The following is a 16,545-nucleotide window of genomic DNA, read 5'->3' on the forward strand; positions in this document are numbered from 1 at the left end:
GCGTCTCACCGCTCTCTCTGCTGACGCACGTAGAAGAACGCCAGGACCATCGTCAGCAGCAGCACGATCACCGCGGCCGCCGACGCGGTCGAGAACTCGTACTCGCTGAATGCCTGTTTGTAGGTGAAAGTGCTGAGCATCTCGGTGGTGTTGAGCGGGCCGCCACCGGTCGTCATCCAGATCAGGGCGAACTGTTGCGAGGTCCAGATCAGGTCGAGCACGGCCATGCTGATGATCACCGGCCGCAGCTGGGGCAGCGTGACGTGCCGGAACCGCTGGAACCAGTTCGCCCCGTCCACGCCGGCCGCCTCGTACAGCTCGCCGGGAATGCCCTGCAGCCCGGCCAGCAGGCTGATCATGAAGAACGGGTACCCGCACCAGATGTTGATGAAGGTGATCGCCCAGAGCGCCGTGCCCGGGTCGCCGAGCCAGTTCACACCCTGCTGGATCAGGCCGAGGGTGTGCAGCACGTAGTTGACGACGCCGGTCGGGTCGAGCAGCAGCCGCCAGATCACGGCGATCACCGCGATCGTGAACAGCCACGGCAGGATGTAGACGATCCGGAAGACGGCCTTGGTGAATCCGCCCAGCAGCGGGGTGTTGAGCATCATCGCGAAGGCCAGGCCGAGCACCAGGTGGGCGACCGTGCTGACCGAGATGAAGATGGCCGTGTTCTTGATGGCCGCCAGGAAGTCGGCGTCGGTGAGCACCTTGGTGTAGTTGGCGAACCCGGCGAACACCGAGTTCTCCTGGACGATCACGTTGTCCCGGAACGAGTAGCTGATCACCATGACGATGGGGACCACCATCAGGACCACGATCAAAATCACCGTGGGCGACAGATAGCCGTACGGGATCAGGCGCCGCGCCAGCGTTTTCTTCGCCGGTGGCGCCGCCTGCTCGATCGGCGGCGCCACCTTGGAAGCAATCAGGGATGACATGACTAACCGATGACCTCGGACCAGGAGGCCTGGGACTTGGCGAGCGCGTCATCGACACTCGTCTTGCCGGTCAGCACCAGCTGCAGCTGCTCGTCGAAGCTGCGCATCAGGTCCTCGGACTTGGGCAGGCCGGTGAACTCGTTGGCCGGGTAGCCCTGCTGGTAGATGTCGAAAGCGGTCTTGAACAGCGGGTCGCTGTCACCGAAGTCGGGCTGCGCGTTCTTGTTGCCGGGGAAGCCGTTGGCGATCGTGCTCAGCTTCGCGTTGGTCTGCTGGTCGAGCAGGTAGGACACGAACTTGAACGCTTCGGCCTTGTGCTTTGTCGAGTTGGAGATGCCAATTCCCCATGACGCGTACGGGATGCCGCGCTTGCCGGTGTAGCCGTCCTCGGCCGGCAGGGCCGCCACCTCGAACTTCAGATCGGGCTTGTTCTTCTTGATCAGGTTGATGTGCGCGAGCGAGTCGATCATCATGCCGACCTGGCCGTTGGTGAACTTCTCGACCTTGTCCTGCTCTTTCATGGTGAGCGAGCCGGGGACGATGACGCCCGCGTCGTTGAGGCTCTTCACGTACTCGACGGTGCTCTTGACCGCAGGGGTCTGCAGGGCCGGCTTGCCGTCCTGCAGCATGCTGCCGCCGGAGGCCCAGAGCCAGGACATGACGTCGTTCTGGATGCCGTTGGGGACGGCGGTGTCGAGCGGGAGCGCCCAGCCCTTCACGTCACCGCCGGAGGCGCTGATCTTCTTGGCCGCGTCGAGGAACTCCGTACGCGTCGTCGGCGTCTTGGTGACGCCCGCCTTGGCCAGCAGGTCCTTGTTGACGAAGAGCGGATACACGAAGTTGACCACCGGGATCATGTAGGTCTTGTCCTTGACCTTGACCTCGCTGGCGAGCTGGCTCGCGTCGTAGTTGGCGTCGGTCATCAGCTTGGACAGATCGGTGATCGCACCCTGCTTGGCGAAGTCGTTGACCCAGGCGCCGTCGAGGCCCACCACGTCGGGCAGGGTCTTGGAGGCGGCGCCGGTGACGAGCTGCTGCTTGGTCGAAGCGTACGGCGCGCTCAGCAGCTTGATCTTGATCTTCGGGTTCTGCGCCGTGAAATCGTTGACGATCTTGTCGAACTCCCCGGCCGGAAGCTCGGCCCCCCACCACTGGGCGAACTCCAGCGTGACGTCGCCACCCGAGGCGGCCTCCTCCGAGCCGCCACCGCCGCACGCCGCCACGAACGCGACCATCGCGGCCGCCGTCACCGCCCCTATCACTCGCTTCAGCCGGGTTGCACGAACCGCCATGGTGGCTCCTTCTATATCGAGATCTTTCTGTTCTCTGCCGTGTTGGCGTCACGTTAGCAGCGTGTTACACAAGGAGACAAGAGAAGAACAGCAGAAAACAGCGGAGTACGGCATACTCTTGCGCATGTTCCGGGTTTGTCGAGCTGAGAGGCCCTGCGCGCGCTTGCGGCTCTGCGCCGCTCTACGCGGCGTTGTGCTCAGTGGACACGCAGGTGTGGCATACTCCCGCACTGACCTAGGGGGAAGCAGTGACCGTTGACAAGGACGACCGGCAGCGCCATCTGCCGGCCGGACGCAAGGCCCAGCTGGCCACCTACGTCGCCGAGGCTGGTCAGGTCACGGTCGGCGAGCTGGCCGAACGCTTCGGCGTCTCGATCGACACGGTGCGCCGCGACCTCGATCAGCTGGCCGCCGAGGGCAGCCTGGTGCGGACGTACGGCGGCGCCGTCAGCCTCTCCACGGTCTCGCGCACCACCGACCGCGCGGTCGACCAGCGGCTCTCCGTGCAGGAGCAGGAAAAGGAGAAGATCGCGGCGATGGCCGCGGCCCTCGTCCAGGACGGCTCCACCATCATGATCAACGGCGGCACCACCACGCTGGCGCTCGCCCGCAGCCTCGGCCAGCACCGCGACCTGACAGTGGCGACCAACAACCTGCTGGTGCCCGGGGCGCTGCCGGCCACCGCGGTCCGCGACATCTACGTCTTCGGCGGCGCGGTCCGCGCGCTCACCCTCGCCACGATCGGGCCGGTCAGCTTCCGCGCCAACACCGGCGCCGAGCTGGACATCAGCTGCGACCTGGCGCTGATCGGGGTGGGCGCGGTGGCGGCCGAGGCGGGCTACACGACGAGCAACCTGGCCGAGGCCGCGATGATGCAGGAGATGATCTCGCGAGCGGCCCGGGTGGCGATCCTCGCCGACTCGTCGAAATTCGGCCGCCGCCTCTTTGCCCAGGTGTCCGAGCTGGGCGCGGCCGACTACCTGATCACCGACACGGCGCCGCCGCCGGACCTGCGCGAGGCCCTCGAGGCGAACGGGGTGGAGCTGCTCCTCGCCGGCAAAGCCTCAGCTCCACGGCAGGCGTGAGCGCTCCCGCCAGTACTGGTCGGGCGGCTCCGCCAGATCGTTCGGCGGCGGCGCGGTGATCTGCTCGGCGCGGAGGTTCGACGCGAGCTGATCGACGGTGGCGGCGCCGGAGAGGACGATCGTCGCCCAGGGTTGCGCGAGCGCCGCAGCGATCGAGACGGCGTCGCCCGGCGCCCCCGACCCGGCGTCTCCCTGAGCGGCGGCGTCTGCCTGAGCGGCGGCGTCTCCTGTGGCGACGGCCAGGCGTCCGTTGGCGAGGGCTTCGTTCACGATGACCAGGCACCCGGCGTCGTGGGCTTCGGCGAGGGCCGGGCCGGCGCTGGGTTCGAGCAGGTTCCAGGTGGCCTGCACGCTGCGGAACAACGGCTGCCCACCGACCTGCACCTCGAGCGCGGCCCGGATCACCTCGGCCTGCGCCGGCCCGCTGGTCGACAGCCCGACCACGACGCCCTGCGCCGCGAGAGCTGCGAGCCGGCTGTGCAGGGCCGGGTCGCGCAGCGCCGTGCTCTCCGGGGTCACCGAGTGGATGTGATAGACGTCGAGCCGGTCGCCGAGCAGCGCCCGGGTCTCGCCGAGCTGCCGCTCGAAGGTGGCAACGCTGTGATCCTTGGCCTCGTTGACCTCGGCATCCATCCGCCACCCCGCCGTGTAGGTGTAGCCCCACTTGCTGCCCACCACGACATCGCGGTCATCCAGCCACTCGGCCAGGAACTCCTCGGCGCGCCCGTAGGAGCGTGCAACATCGAAATACCTGACCCCCATCGCGTACGCCTGATCGAGCAGCTCATGCGCACGCGAGCGCATCGCCTCGACCGTCCGGTCGGCCGGCAGGTCTTCTGCGCGCCCGAGGTTGATGTAGGCCGGGCGTCCGACGGCGGCCAGCCCGAGCCCGATCCGGGAGGCGCCCGCCAAGCGATCGACGATGTCCATGCCACCATCCAACACCGTGCCCTACCGGACGATGGTGAGGCGCGGCCTCCCACCCTTGCCCGGCGCCAGCTCGGCGGACCGCTGGTCGGCGGACCGCTGCTCGGCGGGTCGGTTCTTGAAGATTCGCTGCTTGGTGAGCCGGGCGAGCAGGACCGCGGCGAGGACGGTGACCGTGTCGCGCACCAGCGCGTAGCCCGCCTCGGCCGGATCGAAGTCGGCGATCAGGGCGACGCTCTGCAGGATCGCGCCGGCTGCGGCCGCCGAGGCTGCCGCGCCCGCCAGCCGGGCGAGTGTGGTCTCGCGGCGGCGGAAACGGTCGCCGTGGCCCCGCCAGTAGCCGGGCAGCCAGCGCTCGAGCAACCAGGCGAAGAGCACGGCCGGCACGACCTGCGGTACCGCCTGGGAGAGGCCCGCCAGCAGGTCGTCGGTCATCGGGACCAGCGCGGACAGCACCATCATCGCGAGCATGTCGAAACGGCGGGGCCCGAGCCCGGCCTGCGCGACCAGCCAGATCGCGCCCACGGCCGCGGCCGGCCAGACGACGCCGTCGGTGGCGTCGCCGGCGACCAGGGCAAGCAGGTAGAGCAGGGCGAATCCGGCGGTCCGGGCGCCATAGCGGGACAAGCTCAAGGCCGACCTCCGCGGTCTGGGGAACGCCCCCATCGGCGGAGGAAGGCCAACCTTGAGCCCTATGCCGCTGCTTCCTCCGGGGCGGCCGTGGGATCGACGCCGGCCAGGAATGCGGCCGCGTTGTCGCGGACGCGGGTGGCGCCCAGGGCGTTCGCCCAGCGCTGGATCTCGGTGGCCAGGGCCGCGGCGCCTGCCTCGTCGCCGGCGTCTCGGGCCAGGACGGCCAGGAGCAACTGCTGGGAGAGCGTGCCGGTCACCTTGCCTACGCCCGCGCCTAGGGCCGTCGCCCGTCGCCAGCGGTCCAGCGCCAGCGCGTGGTCGCCGTGGTCGTGGTCATGGTCGCCGAGGTGCCGGAGCGCCTCCCGGGCGAGCAGGTCGTCGCCGGTGGCCGCGGCCAGGGCTGCCTCGTAGTGGGGTGGTGCTGATTCGCGGTCGGCGCGGAGGTTGTCGGCGATCAGGCCTAGATACATCTCGGCCCAACCTGCCTCGAGTGGGCCCGGCGCGGTCTGCAGCAGCAGCTCGGCGCCGCGTTCCACGGCGAGGATCGCGTCGGAGTCCTTGCCCCACGGGCCCGGCTGGAAGGTCTCGCCCGGTGGGTGGATCAGCCGGAGGTAGTCGTTGCGCATACGCAGGAAGTCGAGGGACCAACCCTGGGCGCCGGCCCTCTCGGCCTCATCGAGCCGCTCCCCCGCGGTATCGGTGCCTACCCACCAGTCTTGTTCCAGGGCCACCTCGGCCGCCGCCAAAGCGATCGAACCATCGCGATCCATGGCGTCCAGCAGGGCCAGCGCCCTCTGCCAGCGGCCGCCGTTGGACAGCTCCCGGGCGGCCGCCACAATCTCGTTCGTCAAAGTCGTCATGGTGGAGGACGGTAGTTTTCGGGAAAACTATCCACAAGAAAACTACCTGGGGGTGGGTGTGGAAGGGTCGGTCGATCGGCATGTGGAGACCTGGACTCGGGAGCTCGAGTGGCTGGATCCGCTCACCGAGGCGATCACGGTGCGGCTGGCTGCGGCTTCTCGGTACCTCACGCAGTCGCGCAAGCGGGCGCTCGCCGGTAGCGGGCTCCGGCTGTGGGAGTTCAAGATTCTGCTGACGCTGCGTCGGCAAGGGGCGCCCTATGCGACGAGCCCGTCTCGGCTGGCCGACGAGATGGGACTGACCCGCGGGGCGCTCTCGGCGCGGCTGGCGCCACTGGAAGAAGCGGGGCTGCTCGTTCGCACGCACGACACGAGTGACCGCCGGCGGGTCGAGGTGCGGCTCACCGATGCGGGCCACGCGGCCTTCGAGAGGCACGCCAAGGCGGAGAACCGGGATGAGAGCGATCTGCTGGCGCCGCTGACGCACCAGGAGCGCGAGACGCTCGACCGCCTGCTGCGGAAATTGCTCCCGGAAGCCCTGTGAGCTGCCCCTGTGGGCACATTTCATTGACAGACGCCGATATTGAAGCTTTGTTAACTTCATGACGACGTGGATTTCGGCCGCGGTGCTGGCCATCGCGGCGACAGTCTCCCCGCAGGTGAGCACGGCGCCGGCGGTGGCGGCCGCGATCTGTAACAAGTATTGCGACGGGCGCGATGCGGGGCTCGCGCCGGCGGATCGGGCTCCGGTGAGCGCGGGGCTCTACGGGCGGGTCTTCAAGGTCCACGTGAACGACACCGACGCGATGGCCTGGGGGTCGGTGGAGAACGGCTCGGCGGGCGACGAGGTGTGGCTGGACCGGTCGTTCGATGGCGGGCGGACGTGGGCGGGCGGCTCGAAGCTCGGGGACGGGACGATTCCCAGTGGCGCCGGCAGCCGGCGTACGGGTCAGTTCAACGTGGACGACTGGGCCAGCAACGGCGTCGGGGCGCTGCGCGCGTGCGGGAAAGCGGGCGACCGGCCGGAGATCGTGTGCACGGCGTGGACGCGCAGCACGTGGAACGCGTGGGATCGGCGTACGGCGGCGGCCACCGCGCTGATGATGCGCTTCGACCGCGCCACCGGTCTGTTCGACACGAACGGCTGGTGGACGGGGGCCAACGCGCTGACCGCGATCATCAACAACATCCAGCGCAGCGGCATGAACAGCTATCGGTACGCGATCGCGAGCACCTACGACAAACAGGTCGGCACGCACCAGGGGCAGTTCCGCAACGAGTACCTCGACGACACCGGCTGGTGGGGTCTGGCGTGGGTGGCCGCGTACGACGTGACGGGCGACAGCCGGTACCTCAACACGGCCCGGGCGGACGCGGACTGGATGTACAGCTACTGGGACTCGCGCTGCGGCGGGGGCGTCTACTGGAGCACCAGCCGGACCGTGAAGAACGCGATCCCGAACAGCCTCTACATCCACCTCAACGCCGCGCTCAGCCGGCGCATCGCGGGCGACACCGTCTACCGCCAGCGGGCCCAGGCGGGATGGTCGTGGTTCCAGAGCACCGGCATGCTCAACAGCGGCAACCTGGTCAATGACGGCGTCAACCTGTCGACCTGCAAGAACAACGGCGACGTGACGTGGACGTACAACCAAGGGGCTTCGATCAATGCCCTGGTCGAGCTGAATCGCCTGACCGGTGACTCCGGACTGCTCGCGACCGCGCGGCGGATCGGCGACGCGATGACTGCCAGCGGCTATCTGTCGCCGGGCGGGATCCTGCGTGAGCCCAACGAGCCGGACGCCTGCGGCGGCGACGGCGTGTCCTTCAAGGGCGCGGCGATCCGCGGGCTGGGCGTGCTGAACGCGGCGACCGGCGGAGCCTACAACGGTTACCTGCAACGCAACGCCGACAGTGCCTACGCCAACGACCGAGACAGCATTGACGCGTACGGGTCGCATTGGGCCGGACCGTTCCGCGGGACCAACCACGGCTGTCAGCACAGCGCGCTGGACCTGTTGAACGCCGCTCCGTAGGGCGGCTCACTGCCACTGGAGGTAGTCGGCGAGCGATCTCGCGAGGCGGCCGGCCTCGTCGTCGCGGCCGGTCGAGCGGGCCAGGGCCACCGCGCCCAGGATCGGGGAGAGCTCGGCGCCGAACCAGGCCACCGCTCGGTCGCAATGCTCCTCGGCCTCGATCAGTTCGGCGGCCGCGCCCGCCGTGGTCAGGTAGTGGTCGAGGAGCCGGCGCTCGGCGGCCTCGCGGTCGCCCTCGCCGTCGTGTTGCCGGCCGAGCTCGGCGGCATAGGCCCGCAGGAGCTCGTGCATCGCGTACCGGCCGGGGGTGTGCTCGGTCAGCAGGTGGGCGTCGCACAGCTCGCGCAGCACCGGTCTCGCCTCGGGGATCGGCAGGCCGGCGAGGCCGGCGGCGGCGTCCAGGGCGATGTCGGGGCCGGGGTGGGCGCTGAGCAGGCGGAACAGCCGCTGCGCGGCGGGACCGACCGCGGCGTAGGACCAGGAGCCGCCCGCGACCACGGCAACGGCCGCGGCGTCACCGGATGGGAGGAGCTGCTCGAGGCCGGCGACGCCCGGTGGGAGCCGCTCGGGCACGGGAACGACTGGGTCATCGGTGGGACGGTGGTGCAGCGCCGGATCCGCGCGGACCATTCGCCGGTGCAGGTGCTGCACGTGGGCGCCCGGCTCGACACCGGCCTCGTCGGCCAGCAGTCGGTAGAGGATCTGATAGGTGGATAGCGCCTCGACCTGGCGGCCCGAGCGGTAGAGGGCGACCATCAGCTGGGCCCAGAACGTCTCGCGCAGCGGGTGCCGGGCGGTCAGATCCCGCAGCTCGCCGATCAAGCCGCTGGGCGCGCCGGCGGCCAGGTCGAGCTCGATGCGGCGCTCGACGGCGTCCAGGCGGCGCTCGGCCAGGCGGGGGGCCTCGACGTCTTCCAGCCACACCGCGCGGATGCCCTCGAAAGGCTCGCCTCGCCAGAGGGCCAGGGCTTCCGCGACGGCCTCGCGTTCCAGCAGGCGTTCGAAGGAAAGGGCGTCGACCTCGGCGTGCAGGAGGTAGCCGTCGGGGCCGGACTCGATCGCGTCGGCGCCCAGGATGGTGCGCAGGCGGGTCACGTAGGTGCGGATGCTTCGGCGGGCGTCGTCCGGGAGGTTCTCGCCCCAGATGGCGCCGGCCAGCCGGTCCGCCGAGGCCGGGCGGCCGGCCGTCATCGCCAGCACCGCCAGCAGGGCCCGCAGCCGGCCGGTGGTGATCTCCACCGGCCGGCCGCCGAGCCGGACCTCCAAGGGGCCGAGCACGCCGACGAAAAGCAGCAGTCCGGTCCCGGACGGGCCAGGCGCCGGGGACGGCATGGCTACCAGCAGGTGCCGCAGGCCGGGTCGCCGCCGCCGTCGTAGCCGTGGACGCGGACCTCCCGGTTCACCAGCGGGTCGTCGGTGGGCAGCGGCGTCGTGAAGACCGTGCCGCCGCGACCGGGGCTGACCGTGTCGCAGGCGACCCGGACGTTGTAGTCGGTGACCAGGCAGATCACGAACTGGCCGGACGGCAGGTCCTTGCGGATCGAGTTCGTCGTCGCCGGGCCGGTCAGGTCGTAGCCGTTCATCGTGGACCAGTACGCCACGGCCTGCTTGTCGCGGTACAGCGCGTACATGAAGGCGGCGTTCGGGGTTTCCGGATCCGCCGCGCAGTCGACGTGACCGTCGACCTCGATGAGGCCGCCGGACGCGGTGACCCGGTCGATCGCGCCCGAGGCGCAAGGGATGCGGGTCCACCCGGGGTCGTCGGCCCGGGCCGTGGCGGGGGCGGCCAGCAGCACCACCGCGGCGGTCAACGCCGCTCCCACCCGTACGATAAAAGATCTCATTGCTCGGTCTCCTCCGTTGTCGCGTCGCCCGGCGGTGTGATCGCGTGCGTCGCGCCCAGCGCGAGGCCCAGCTGGAACCTGTTCTCCACGCCGAAGCGATCCATCACCCCGCGCAGCAGATAGGTGACCGACCGCTGGGACATGCCCAGGCATTTCGCCGCGGTGGCGTCGGTGTGCCCCTCGGCGAGCAACGCCACCACCGCCTTCTCCCGTGGGGTCAGCACGACCGTGGGCACTCCCTTTCGGCGCGGATCCGTCGCGCCACTCCAGTGGCGGACGAACAGGGTGACCAGCGCGGCGACCACGGCGGGCTCGTCTATCTCCCAGGTGCCGCTGTCCAGGTCGAGCGGGTCGACGGCCAGAAGCGCCACCCGCCGATCAAAAATCATCAATTTGTACGGCAGCCGCGGCGCCTCCCGGTACTCCCCGCCGAGCCGCACGAACTCCTCGGCGCGGCGGGCCGATCGGTCGCCGTCGGTCGGCGGGCGGCCCAGCGACCGCAGCCGGATCCGGCGCCGGAGCAGTTCCGCGTCCATCGGCGTGGCGATCGCCAGCGTCTCGGCGCCGAACGTCTGCTCCGGGTTCATCGCCAGGTGCTCGCCGCGCTCGACCGCCACCAGCTCGGCGATCCGGCGGCGGGTGGCGGCCCGGTCCGGGAGCCGCCGGGCCACCACCGGATGGTCGGCGCGGCGGGCCGGAGCGTTGGCGGGACGCAACGCCCGCCGCCGCAGCGTGTTCACCGCAGCGCCGACCGGCGACGCCCGCCACCGTGTGCCGTCCGTGCCGGCCGCGCCGCAGCCGTCCAGCTCGTCCAGGGCGGCCCGGACTCGCCGGGCGGCGAGGCCCAGGTCGGCCGCGACCTCGCCGGCGGGCCGTGGCCCGAAGCTCGCCAGGTACCGGTACACCAGGTCGGCGTCGGCCGAGACACCCCAGCGGACCAGCGACGGCACCGCACTCCCGACGGTCAGCACCCCCGTATTGCTGTTCCGTGTCACGAAGAACCCTCCCCGTTGGACTCCGTTACCCCCTGAGGGAAGCACAGCCGTGCCGCCGGCGTCTGCGGTCGTGCGGGACATCCCTGACATCCGTTGCGCGATCACGCAAACGCCGGCTTCCATCGGTCAGCGGCGCCACCGGTCCCACAGCATCTTCCCCGCGGCCACGATCACCGCGGCGCCGATGGCGGCTCCACCAGGGGTCATGACGGTCTTGTTGCCGTGCATTCCCGGTTGCTCGCGGCTGACCGGAACCTCGATGTAGGTCTCGGGCCGGGTTTCCGTTCTCTTCCCGGGCCCTTCCAGCCCGTCGGCGACCGCGCTCACCGGACCCTTCCGGGTGGTCTCCTGGCTGGCCGCGCCGCCGTCGTGCCCCTCGGCGTTCTCGGCCGCGGGTTTGGACGACTCCTTCGTGCCGCCGCCGGGCACCTCGTCGTCCAGCTTCGCGAGGTCCCTCTCGGCCTCCGCGACGTCCTCGAGGACCTCGGGGGACTTCTTCTTGATCCGCAGGAAGTCCTTCACCGCCGACCAGGCCTTCTTGACCGCGCCGACCAGCCGCCCGATCTCGAAGATCTTGCCCCAGGGGACGGCGGTGAACAGCAGCGAGATGCAGGAGCCGAGGTTGCCCTGCCCGAAGCAGCCCTTGATCTCGTCGACGTGCAGGAACTCCTTGATGACGTCGCCGCCGACCTCGAGGACGACGTCGATCACGCTCATGTTCTTGACCCGGCGGGCCTCGTCGATCTCCTTCTGGGAGTGCCCGCTGGCCTTGGCCGCCTTCGCCTTGCGCTGCTTGATCTTGTCGGCGATCTGCTTGTTGACGCGGGCGAACTTGGCGGCCTTCGCGGCGGCCTTCTTGATCTGCCCGGCGGTGGCGTGGGCCAGCGACGGGATGGAGACGTAGCCGTCGGCGTCGACGATGTACCGCAGCCCGTCCGGGTCGCTGTAGGTGGCCGGGCTGTTGTTGGCGTACGCGTAGCCGTTGAGTTGTTGCGGGTCGCCCGGGTCGACGACCGGGTCGGCCGAGAGGAAGCGGCCGGTGCCGGGGTCGTACTCGCGGGCGCCGAGCTGGACCAGGCCGAGGGACACGTCGTCGACGCCGCCGACGAAGCCCCGGTCGCCGGGCCAGTCCACCGCCGCGCCGCGGACGTCGCCGAACGGGGTGAACAGGCGCCGGATGACGGCCAGGTCGACCGAGCCGACCAGCGTGGTCGCGGTGCCGTGCCGGTCGTTGACCAGCCAGTACAGGCTGCCGCCGGTCCGCACCGCCACCGTGGCGTCGCCGTTGCCGTAATAGCGCGTGCCGGTGCGCTTGCCGGTGGCCTTGTCGAGGCGGAACTCCTGGTCGCCGAGGTAGAGGGTGACCGCGCCGGGCTCGCGCCGCAGCAGGCGGTTGCCGTCGGCGTCGTAGACGAACGTCGTGTCCCCGACCGCCGCCAGTCTTCCGGCGACGTCCCACTCGAGCGTCTGGCCGGGCCGGGTGACGGTGTTGCCGGCCTTGTCGTACTCGTAGGTGTCGGTGTGAGTGCCCGTGGTCACCGAGGACAGCAGATGGCCCTGGTAGGTGTAGGTGCGGGTCGTGCCGCCCTGCTGGGTCTCCGACGTGCGGTTGCCGGTCTTGTCGTAGGTGTACGAGGTCCGGTAAGGCTGCCGGCCGCCGACACTTTCCGGGCACCCGGCCCCCTCGACCGTCCAGGCGTCGGTCATCCGGCGCAGGTAGTCGTACTTGAAGCACTGATTGTCGGCCGCGGGCTCGTCCCCGATCCGGGTGACGTTGCCGGCCGGGTCGTAGTCGTAGCGGAAGTCGTCCACCGCGGACGGTGTCGCGGACCCGCCGGCCGGGTCGCGGCTGGTCAGCACCCGGGTCGCGCGGCGGGTGGTCTCGTCGTAGTAGAAGTTGCTGGTGACCTGCTTGCCGGCCGCGCCGTAGGCGAACTGCTCCGGCTCGGCGAACCGGGTGTACGAGCTGGCCGCGACGTAGGTCGCGGTGTAGCCGCCGCTGCCCTTGAGCGTCTTGGCCATGCCGAGGTTGTCGTAGTCGTAGGTGAGGGTCTCGGCGGCGAGGTCGCCGGGCACCGGGTTCGGCGCCGACGGCAGGCCGGTCGAGGCCACGCTGCCGTCGGGGCGGTAGGCGACGCTGCTCTGGTACGTCCCGGCGAGGTTGCCTTCCGCCGCCGGAATGCTCACCTTCGCGCCGGTGGGCCGGTTGGCGGCGTCGTAGCCGACCGTGGTGCTGGTGTAGGCGTTGCCGTTGTCGTACCGGGTGCTGGTGCTGGGCAGGCCCTTCATCGCGGTCACGCCGTCGCCGGCGGTGGAGGGCGTCTGGTCGTACGTCCAGCCGGCCAGCAGCTTGCCGGTGGCGGCGTCGTGCTCCTCGGTGCGACGGCCGAGGCCGTCGTAGACATAGGAGAGCGTCCGGCCGCGGCCGTCCGTCGCCGTCAGCATCTGGCCACCGTCATCGTACGAGGTGGTGCTGTCGCCGGTGTCCGGGTCGTGCACCTTGATCCGGCGGCCGAGCAGGTCGTACTCGTACCGCCACTGGTTGCCGGCCGGGTCGGTGACGGTGGCCGGCTGCCCGCCCTTGGCGTACGTGTAGCGGGTGATGTCGGGGGTGCTGCCGGCGTACTGGTGGAGGGCCGTGGTGTTGCCCTGCGCGTCGACATAGGTGCTGGTCGCGGTACCGCCCCGCGGCGGGGTGAAGTCGGTGTGATCGCCGTGATAGCTGCTGGTCGACGACCACTGCGGCACGTTCTTGTTCAGCACGGTCACGGTCAGCGGCCGCGACGCGCCGTCGAAGGTGGTCACCGTCTGCGAGGGGATGTTCTGGTCCCCGAAGCCCTGCAGCGTGCCGGACGGGTTGCCCTCGACGTAGTACGGGTTGTTGTTCTTGACCGCCAGGCCGCGCGAGTCGTAGACGGTGTCGGTGAGCACCCGCCCGCCGCCCCACGCCGGGGCCTGGGTCTGCCGCGGCCGCATGAACCCGTCGTAGATCACGTAGGTGCCGACGTAGTTGTCGTTGGCGTGCAGCGCCTCGGTCAGCACCGAGTTGGTGCGGTCGGCGCCGACGTTGTACGTGTAGCGCGTGTTCGGCCCCTGCAGGGCGTCCTTGCTGCGGCCGGGCAGCCACACCGCGGTCACCCGGCCCACCGGGTCGTAGGTCACGTCCGTGCGCCGGTTGTTCGGGTCGAGCGCGCGGGTGGCCTCGCCCCAGGCCGGGCTGATCTCGGTGGTCGTGGCGTGGCCGACGTTGTTGGTGATGGTCTGCCGGGTGGTGAGGCCGCCGGTCTCGACGTAGTCGAAGGTGGTCTTGCGGCCGAGCGCGTCGGTCGACACCTTCGGCCGCCCGTACGAGTCGTAGGTGCTGGTGTTGACCGTGACGTAGGTGCCGACGCCCTTGAGCTGGTCGACCCGGGTGGGCAGGCCCGCCGCGTCGTAGGAGGTGCGCACATCGGACAGGGCGGTCGCCTCGGTGGCCGGCGACTCGGCCGGATACTCCGGGGCGGCCGGGCAGGCGGCGGCGGTCACCTGCGAGCGGGTGACCAGGGCGCCGTCGTACCACGTACGCGTGCAGGTGTCGTCGCCGGCGACGTCGAGGTCGCCGTGGTCGTCGATCTGGGTGACCTGCCCGTTGCCGGGATCGTGCCGGCGGACCACCTGGGTGCGGCGCCACCGGCCGCCGTCGAGCGCGGTGTAGTCGGTGGCCGCGGCGGTGTCGAGCAGGTACGCCTTCAGGGACCCGCGCTGAGCCGTCGGCCCGCTCTGCCACGGATCGGTGATCGTGGTGCCCAGGACGGGGCCGCCGTCGCCGTTGCGGGTGAGCACCTCCCGCACGACGCCGTTGAGCTGGTCGTCGTCGAGCACCTTGCCGCCCCGGCTGTCCTCCACGTACACGGCCGGGCGGGTGCCGGTCTTGAGCCGGTCGCCGTTCATGCCGCGGAAGTAGCGCATCTCGGTGATGCCGCGGGTGGTGGTGGCGTCGCCGTGCCGGATCACGACGCTGCCGTAGCCGCGCCATTCCGACCAGGTGCGCCGCTCGGGCTTGATCAGCTCGCTGTCGTTGTAGCGCCAGGCGCCGTCGCCGACGTACTCGTAGGAGGTGACCTCGGTGGGCGAGCGGCCGACGTTGTCGACTTGGGTCACGCTGCTCACGACGTACTTGTGCATCCAGTCTTTGATCTCGGGGGCGCCCTCGGGCGCCCAGAACACCGGGAAGCACCGCAGCGTGTTGGTGTCCTCGGCGGTGGGCTTGGACGGGCAGTTGGCCGGCGCGTAGTTGACGCTCGTCGTGCCGCCCGACTCGTTGTTGATCGCGATGACCCGGAACTTGTTCATCGCGGGCAGACCGTCGGCGTCCGCGTCGACCCGGTTGGCCTTGGCCTCCCGGCTGAAGGTGACCGGCGGCAACGCCACCGAGCCGCCGTAGAGACCGGTGTGCGCGATGCTCTTGAGCGACAGCGACGGGCTCGACTTGTCGCCGGGGTCGGGATAGTCCTGGTCGAGCGTCCACTTCTCCACATCGGACGAGCCGACGCGGGTGGTGATGCTCGCCAGCCGCCGGGTGGTCCAGAAGGTCGGGGAGACAACGGTTTTGCAGTTCGCCGCGCAGGCCTGATCCAGCGGGGTGTCGGGGTAGCTCTGCGGCGTCTGCGCGGTGCAGTTGGCGCCCGGTGCACACCGCGGCGCGGTCTCGAACACTACGCTCGCCGGGGCGGCGCCGGCGAACTCGCTGCCCGCGCGCAGGCCGTAATCGATCCGCTGCAGCGTCGCCGAACGGTCGTAGCTCACGGTCTGAGCGCCGGCTAGCAGACCGTACGAGTTGGTCTCCTTGGCGTAGGTGTAGACGATCGCGTTGCCCCGGCGGTCGACGACGTGGTCGAGGTTCCACTGGTAGCCCTGCATGCACCAGGACGCCGCGAAGGTGGGCTTGTTGCAGGGCTCGCCCGGGTTGTTGCCGAAGACCGGCGCCATCTGCGTCGAGTTGGTCTGCGGCAGTTGACCGAAGAAGTACTGCGTGCCGTCGGTGGTGGTCACTTTCCAGTGATCGGCCAGCTTCTCGATCCTCGTGCCGTCGTCGGACTTCAGCTTCCACACACCGGTGGCGTCATCCCGGACCAGCTCCCCGGAATGGCCGGCCATCGCCAGCGTCGCGTTGTCCGACGCCCAGCACTGGTCGCCGGTCAGTGTCGAGCCGTTGTTGCCGGGGTCCTCGTTGCAGCCCTTGTAGGACCGCGAGATATAGCCGGTGGCCAGGTCGAAGCCCTCGCCGACCCAGGACGGCTGGTTGTTGGTGGAGGCGGTCCGGCCGTCGACCGAGCCCGACGAGTACGAGATCGCCAGCTGGGGCGCCAGGGTGCCGGGCACCTCCGGGAGCCGGAGCGGGTAGTTCCAGGCGAACTCGCCGGTCTGGCCGGTCACGTCCCACTTGGACTGCAGCGGCAGGGGGTTGGCGGTGAAGGAGCCGCCCGCTCCGGACGGTCCGGCGGCTAGGGCGAAGGTCTCGGCCGTGGCGGAGCCCGGGACTTTGGCGGTCAGCGTGCCGGTCGCGGGGTCGTTGGTGGTGGGCACGGGCTTGCCGTCGGAGCGGCGGACCAGGCGCAGGCGGGTGGCCCAGTCCCCGCCGTACGCCTGGCGGAAACCGTTGTAGTCCAGGGTCACCTTTGTGTCTTTCTTCCCGCCACCCCGGTCCACGACCTCGACATCGATGCCTTTCTCCGACGCGGGCCACGACACCTTGGGAGTCCCCCGCATTGCCTTGGCGGCGGCGGGATCCGCTGCCTTTTCTCGCGGCTTCACCGGCGTCACGGGAACCGCTGGGTCGTGCTGCCTTTTCTCCGCGGGCGTTTTCGGCGCGCCCGAGGCCGGGATCTGGCCGGCGATCGTCGTGACCAAGGCCAGGACGGCTACGGCCGCCACGCTTCGTACTCTTCGCATG

General features: G+C 70.2%; 12 protein-coding genes. 3 read left to right on the top strand and 9 right to left on the bottom strand.

Translation table 11 applies throughout. The features are described 5' to 3' along the window. Window positions 1–5 precede the first annotated feature (5 nt). The gene (locus tag ACQPZX_RS33200) at window positions 6–941 is read right to left on the bottom strand and encodes a carbohydrate ABC transporter permease (protein ID WP_433364004.1); all 936 of its coding nucleotides are present in this window, start codon (window positions 939–941) and stop codon (window positions 6–8) included. A gap of 2 nt (window positions 942–943) precedes the next feature. Further along, complete coding sequence (locus ACQPZX_RS33205; protein WP_433364007.1) at window positions 944–2,233, bottom strand: ABC transporter substrate-binding protein; 1,290 nt, start codon at window positions 2,231–2,233, stop codon at window positions 944–946. Between the two features lie 248 nt (window positions 2,234–2,481). On the opposite strand from ACQPZX_RS33205, the gene ACQPZX_RS33210 reads away from it, so the two are divergent. Further along, entirely contained in the window at window positions 2,482–3,318 is an 837-nt protein-coding gene (locus tag ACQPZX_RS33210) for a DeoR/GlpR family DNA-binding transcription regulator (protein ID WP_433364010.1), read from the top strand. On the opposite strand, the gene ACQPZX_RS33215 is transcribed toward ACQPZX_RS33210, so the two are convergent. From ACQPZX_RS33215 to ACQPZX_RS33225, 3 genes are read right to left on the bottom strand one after another with little or no spacing between them, the layout of a single operon-like run. Next, the gene (locus ACQPZX_RS33215) at window positions 3,298–4,248 is read right to left on the bottom strand and encodes an aldo/keto reductase (RefSeq protein WP_433364013.1); all 951 of its coding nucleotides are present in this window, start codon (window positions 4,246–4,248) and stop codon (window positions 3,298–3,300) included. The two genes, ACQPZX_RS33210 and ACQPZX_RS33215, sit on opposite strands and share 21 nt — an antisense overlap. 21 nt (window positions 4,249–4,269) lie before the next feature. Further along, window positions 4,270–4,878: a hypothetical protein gene (locus tag ACQPZX_RS33220; RefSeq protein ID WP_433364016.1), complete on the bottom strand. Its 609-nt coding sequence runs from the start codon at window positions 4,876–4,878 to the stop codon at window positions 4,270–4,272. A 59-nt stretch (window positions 4,879–4,937) separates the two neighbouring features. After that, a complete protein-coding gene (locus ACQPZX_RS33225; RefSeq protein WP_433364018.1) occupies window positions 4,938–5,738 on the bottom strand; it encodes a hypothetical protein in 801 nt (266 codons plus the stop codon). Here ACQPZX_RS33225 and ACQPZX_RS33230 point away from each other — a divergent pair. Beyond that, the gene (locus ACQPZX_RS33230; protein ID WP_433364021.1) at window positions 5,737–6,282 is read left to right on the top strand and encodes a MarR family winged helix-turn-helix transcriptional regulator; all 546 of its coding nucleotides are present in this window, start codon (window positions 5,737–5,739) and stop codon (window positions 6,280–6,282) included. The two genes, ACQPZX_RS33225 and ACQPZX_RS33230, sit on opposite strands and share 2 nt — an antisense overlap. A 58-nt stretch (window positions 6,283–6,340) precedes the next feature. After that, entirely contained in the window at window positions 6,341–7,774 is a 1,434-nt protein-coding gene (locus ACQPZX_RS33235; RefSeq protein WP_433364024.1) for a glycoside hydrolase family 76 protein, read from the top strand. 6 nt (window positions 7,775–7,780) lie between these two features. Here the strand turns inward: ACQPZX_RS33235 and ACQPZX_RS33240 are convergent, their stop codons facing one another. The 4 genes from ACQPZX_RS33240 to ACQPZX_RS33255 form a co-directional block, all read right to left on the bottom strand. Next, window positions 7,781–9,106 (bottom strand): BTAD domain-containing putative transcriptional regulator, encoded by a 1,326-nt coding sequence (locus ACQPZX_RS33240; protein WP_433364027.1) that lies wholly within the window; start codon window positions 9,104–9,106, stop codon window positions 7,781–7,783. 2 nt (window positions 9,107–9,108) lie between these two features. After that, window positions 9,109–9,618, bottom strand: a complete 510-nt coding sequence (locus tag ACQPZX_RS33245) for a hypothetical protein (RefSeq protein WP_433364030.1) — start codon at window positions 9,616–9,618, stop codon at window positions 9,109–9,111. Further along, window positions 9,615–10,613 (bottom strand): LuxR C-terminal-related transcriptional regulator, encoded by a 999-nt coding sequence (locus ACQPZX_RS33250; protein ID WP_433364033.1) that lies wholly within the window; start codon window positions 10,611–10,613, stop codon window positions 9,615–9,617. The genes ACQPZX_RS33245 and ACQPZX_RS33250 overlap by 4 nt, the downstream gene beginning before the upstream one ends. 126 nt (window positions 10,614–10,739) lie before the next feature. Then, window positions 10,740–16,544, bottom strand: coding sequence for an RHS repeat-associated core domain-containing protein (locus tag ACQPZX_RS33255; RefSeq protein ID WP_433364036.1), 5,805 nt, complete (start codon window positions 16,542–16,544; stop codon window positions 10,740–10,742). Window position 16,545 lies beyond the last annotated feature (1 nt).

This window comes from Actinoplanes sp. CA-142083 (assembly GCF_050942195.1).
Classification (GTDB): Bacteria; Actinomycetota; Actinomycetes; order Mycobacteriales; family Micromonosporaceae; genus Actinoplanes.

Bases quoted from the DNA above. Each gene is read 5' to 3' on its own strand.
- ACQPZX_RS33240 (WP_433364027.1), bottom strand. From the start codon at position 9,106: ATGCCGTCCCCGGCGCCTGGCCCGTCCGGGACCGGACTGCTGCTTTTC.
- ACQPZX_RS33230 (WP_433364021.1), top strand. From the start codon at position 5,737: ATGGTGGAGGACGGTAGTTTTCGGGAAAACTATCCACAAGAAAACTAC.
- ACQPZX_RS33215 (WP_433364013.1), bottom strand. From the start codon at position 4,248: ATGGACATCGTCGATCGCTTGGCGGGCGCCTCCCGGATCGGGCTCGGG.
- ACQPZX_RS33255 (WP_433364036.1), bottom strand. From the start codon at position 16,544: ATGCGAAGAGTACGAAGCGTGGCGGCCGTAGCCGTCCTGGCCTTGGTC.
- ACQPZX_RS33235 (WP_433364024.1), top strand. From the start codon at position 6,341: ATGACGACGTGGATTTCGGCCGCGGTGCTGGCCATCGCGGCGACAGTC.
- ACQPZX_RS33200 (WP_433364004.1), bottom strand. From the start codon at position 941: ATGTCATCCCTGATTGCTTCCAAGGTGGCGCCGCCGATCGAGCAGGCG.
- ACQPZX_RS33205 (WP_433364007.1), bottom strand. From the start codon at position 2,233: ATGGCGGTTCGTGCAACCCGGCTGAAGCGAGTGATAGGGGCGGTGACG.
- ACQPZX_RS33225 (WP_433364018.1), bottom strand. From the start codon at position 5,738: ATGACGACTTTGACGAACGAGATTGTGGCGGCCGCCCGGGAGCTGTCC.
- ACQPZX_RS33245 (WP_433364030.1), bottom strand. From the start codon at position 9,618: ATGAGATCTTTTATCGTACGGGTGGGAGCGGCGTTGACCGCCGCGGTG.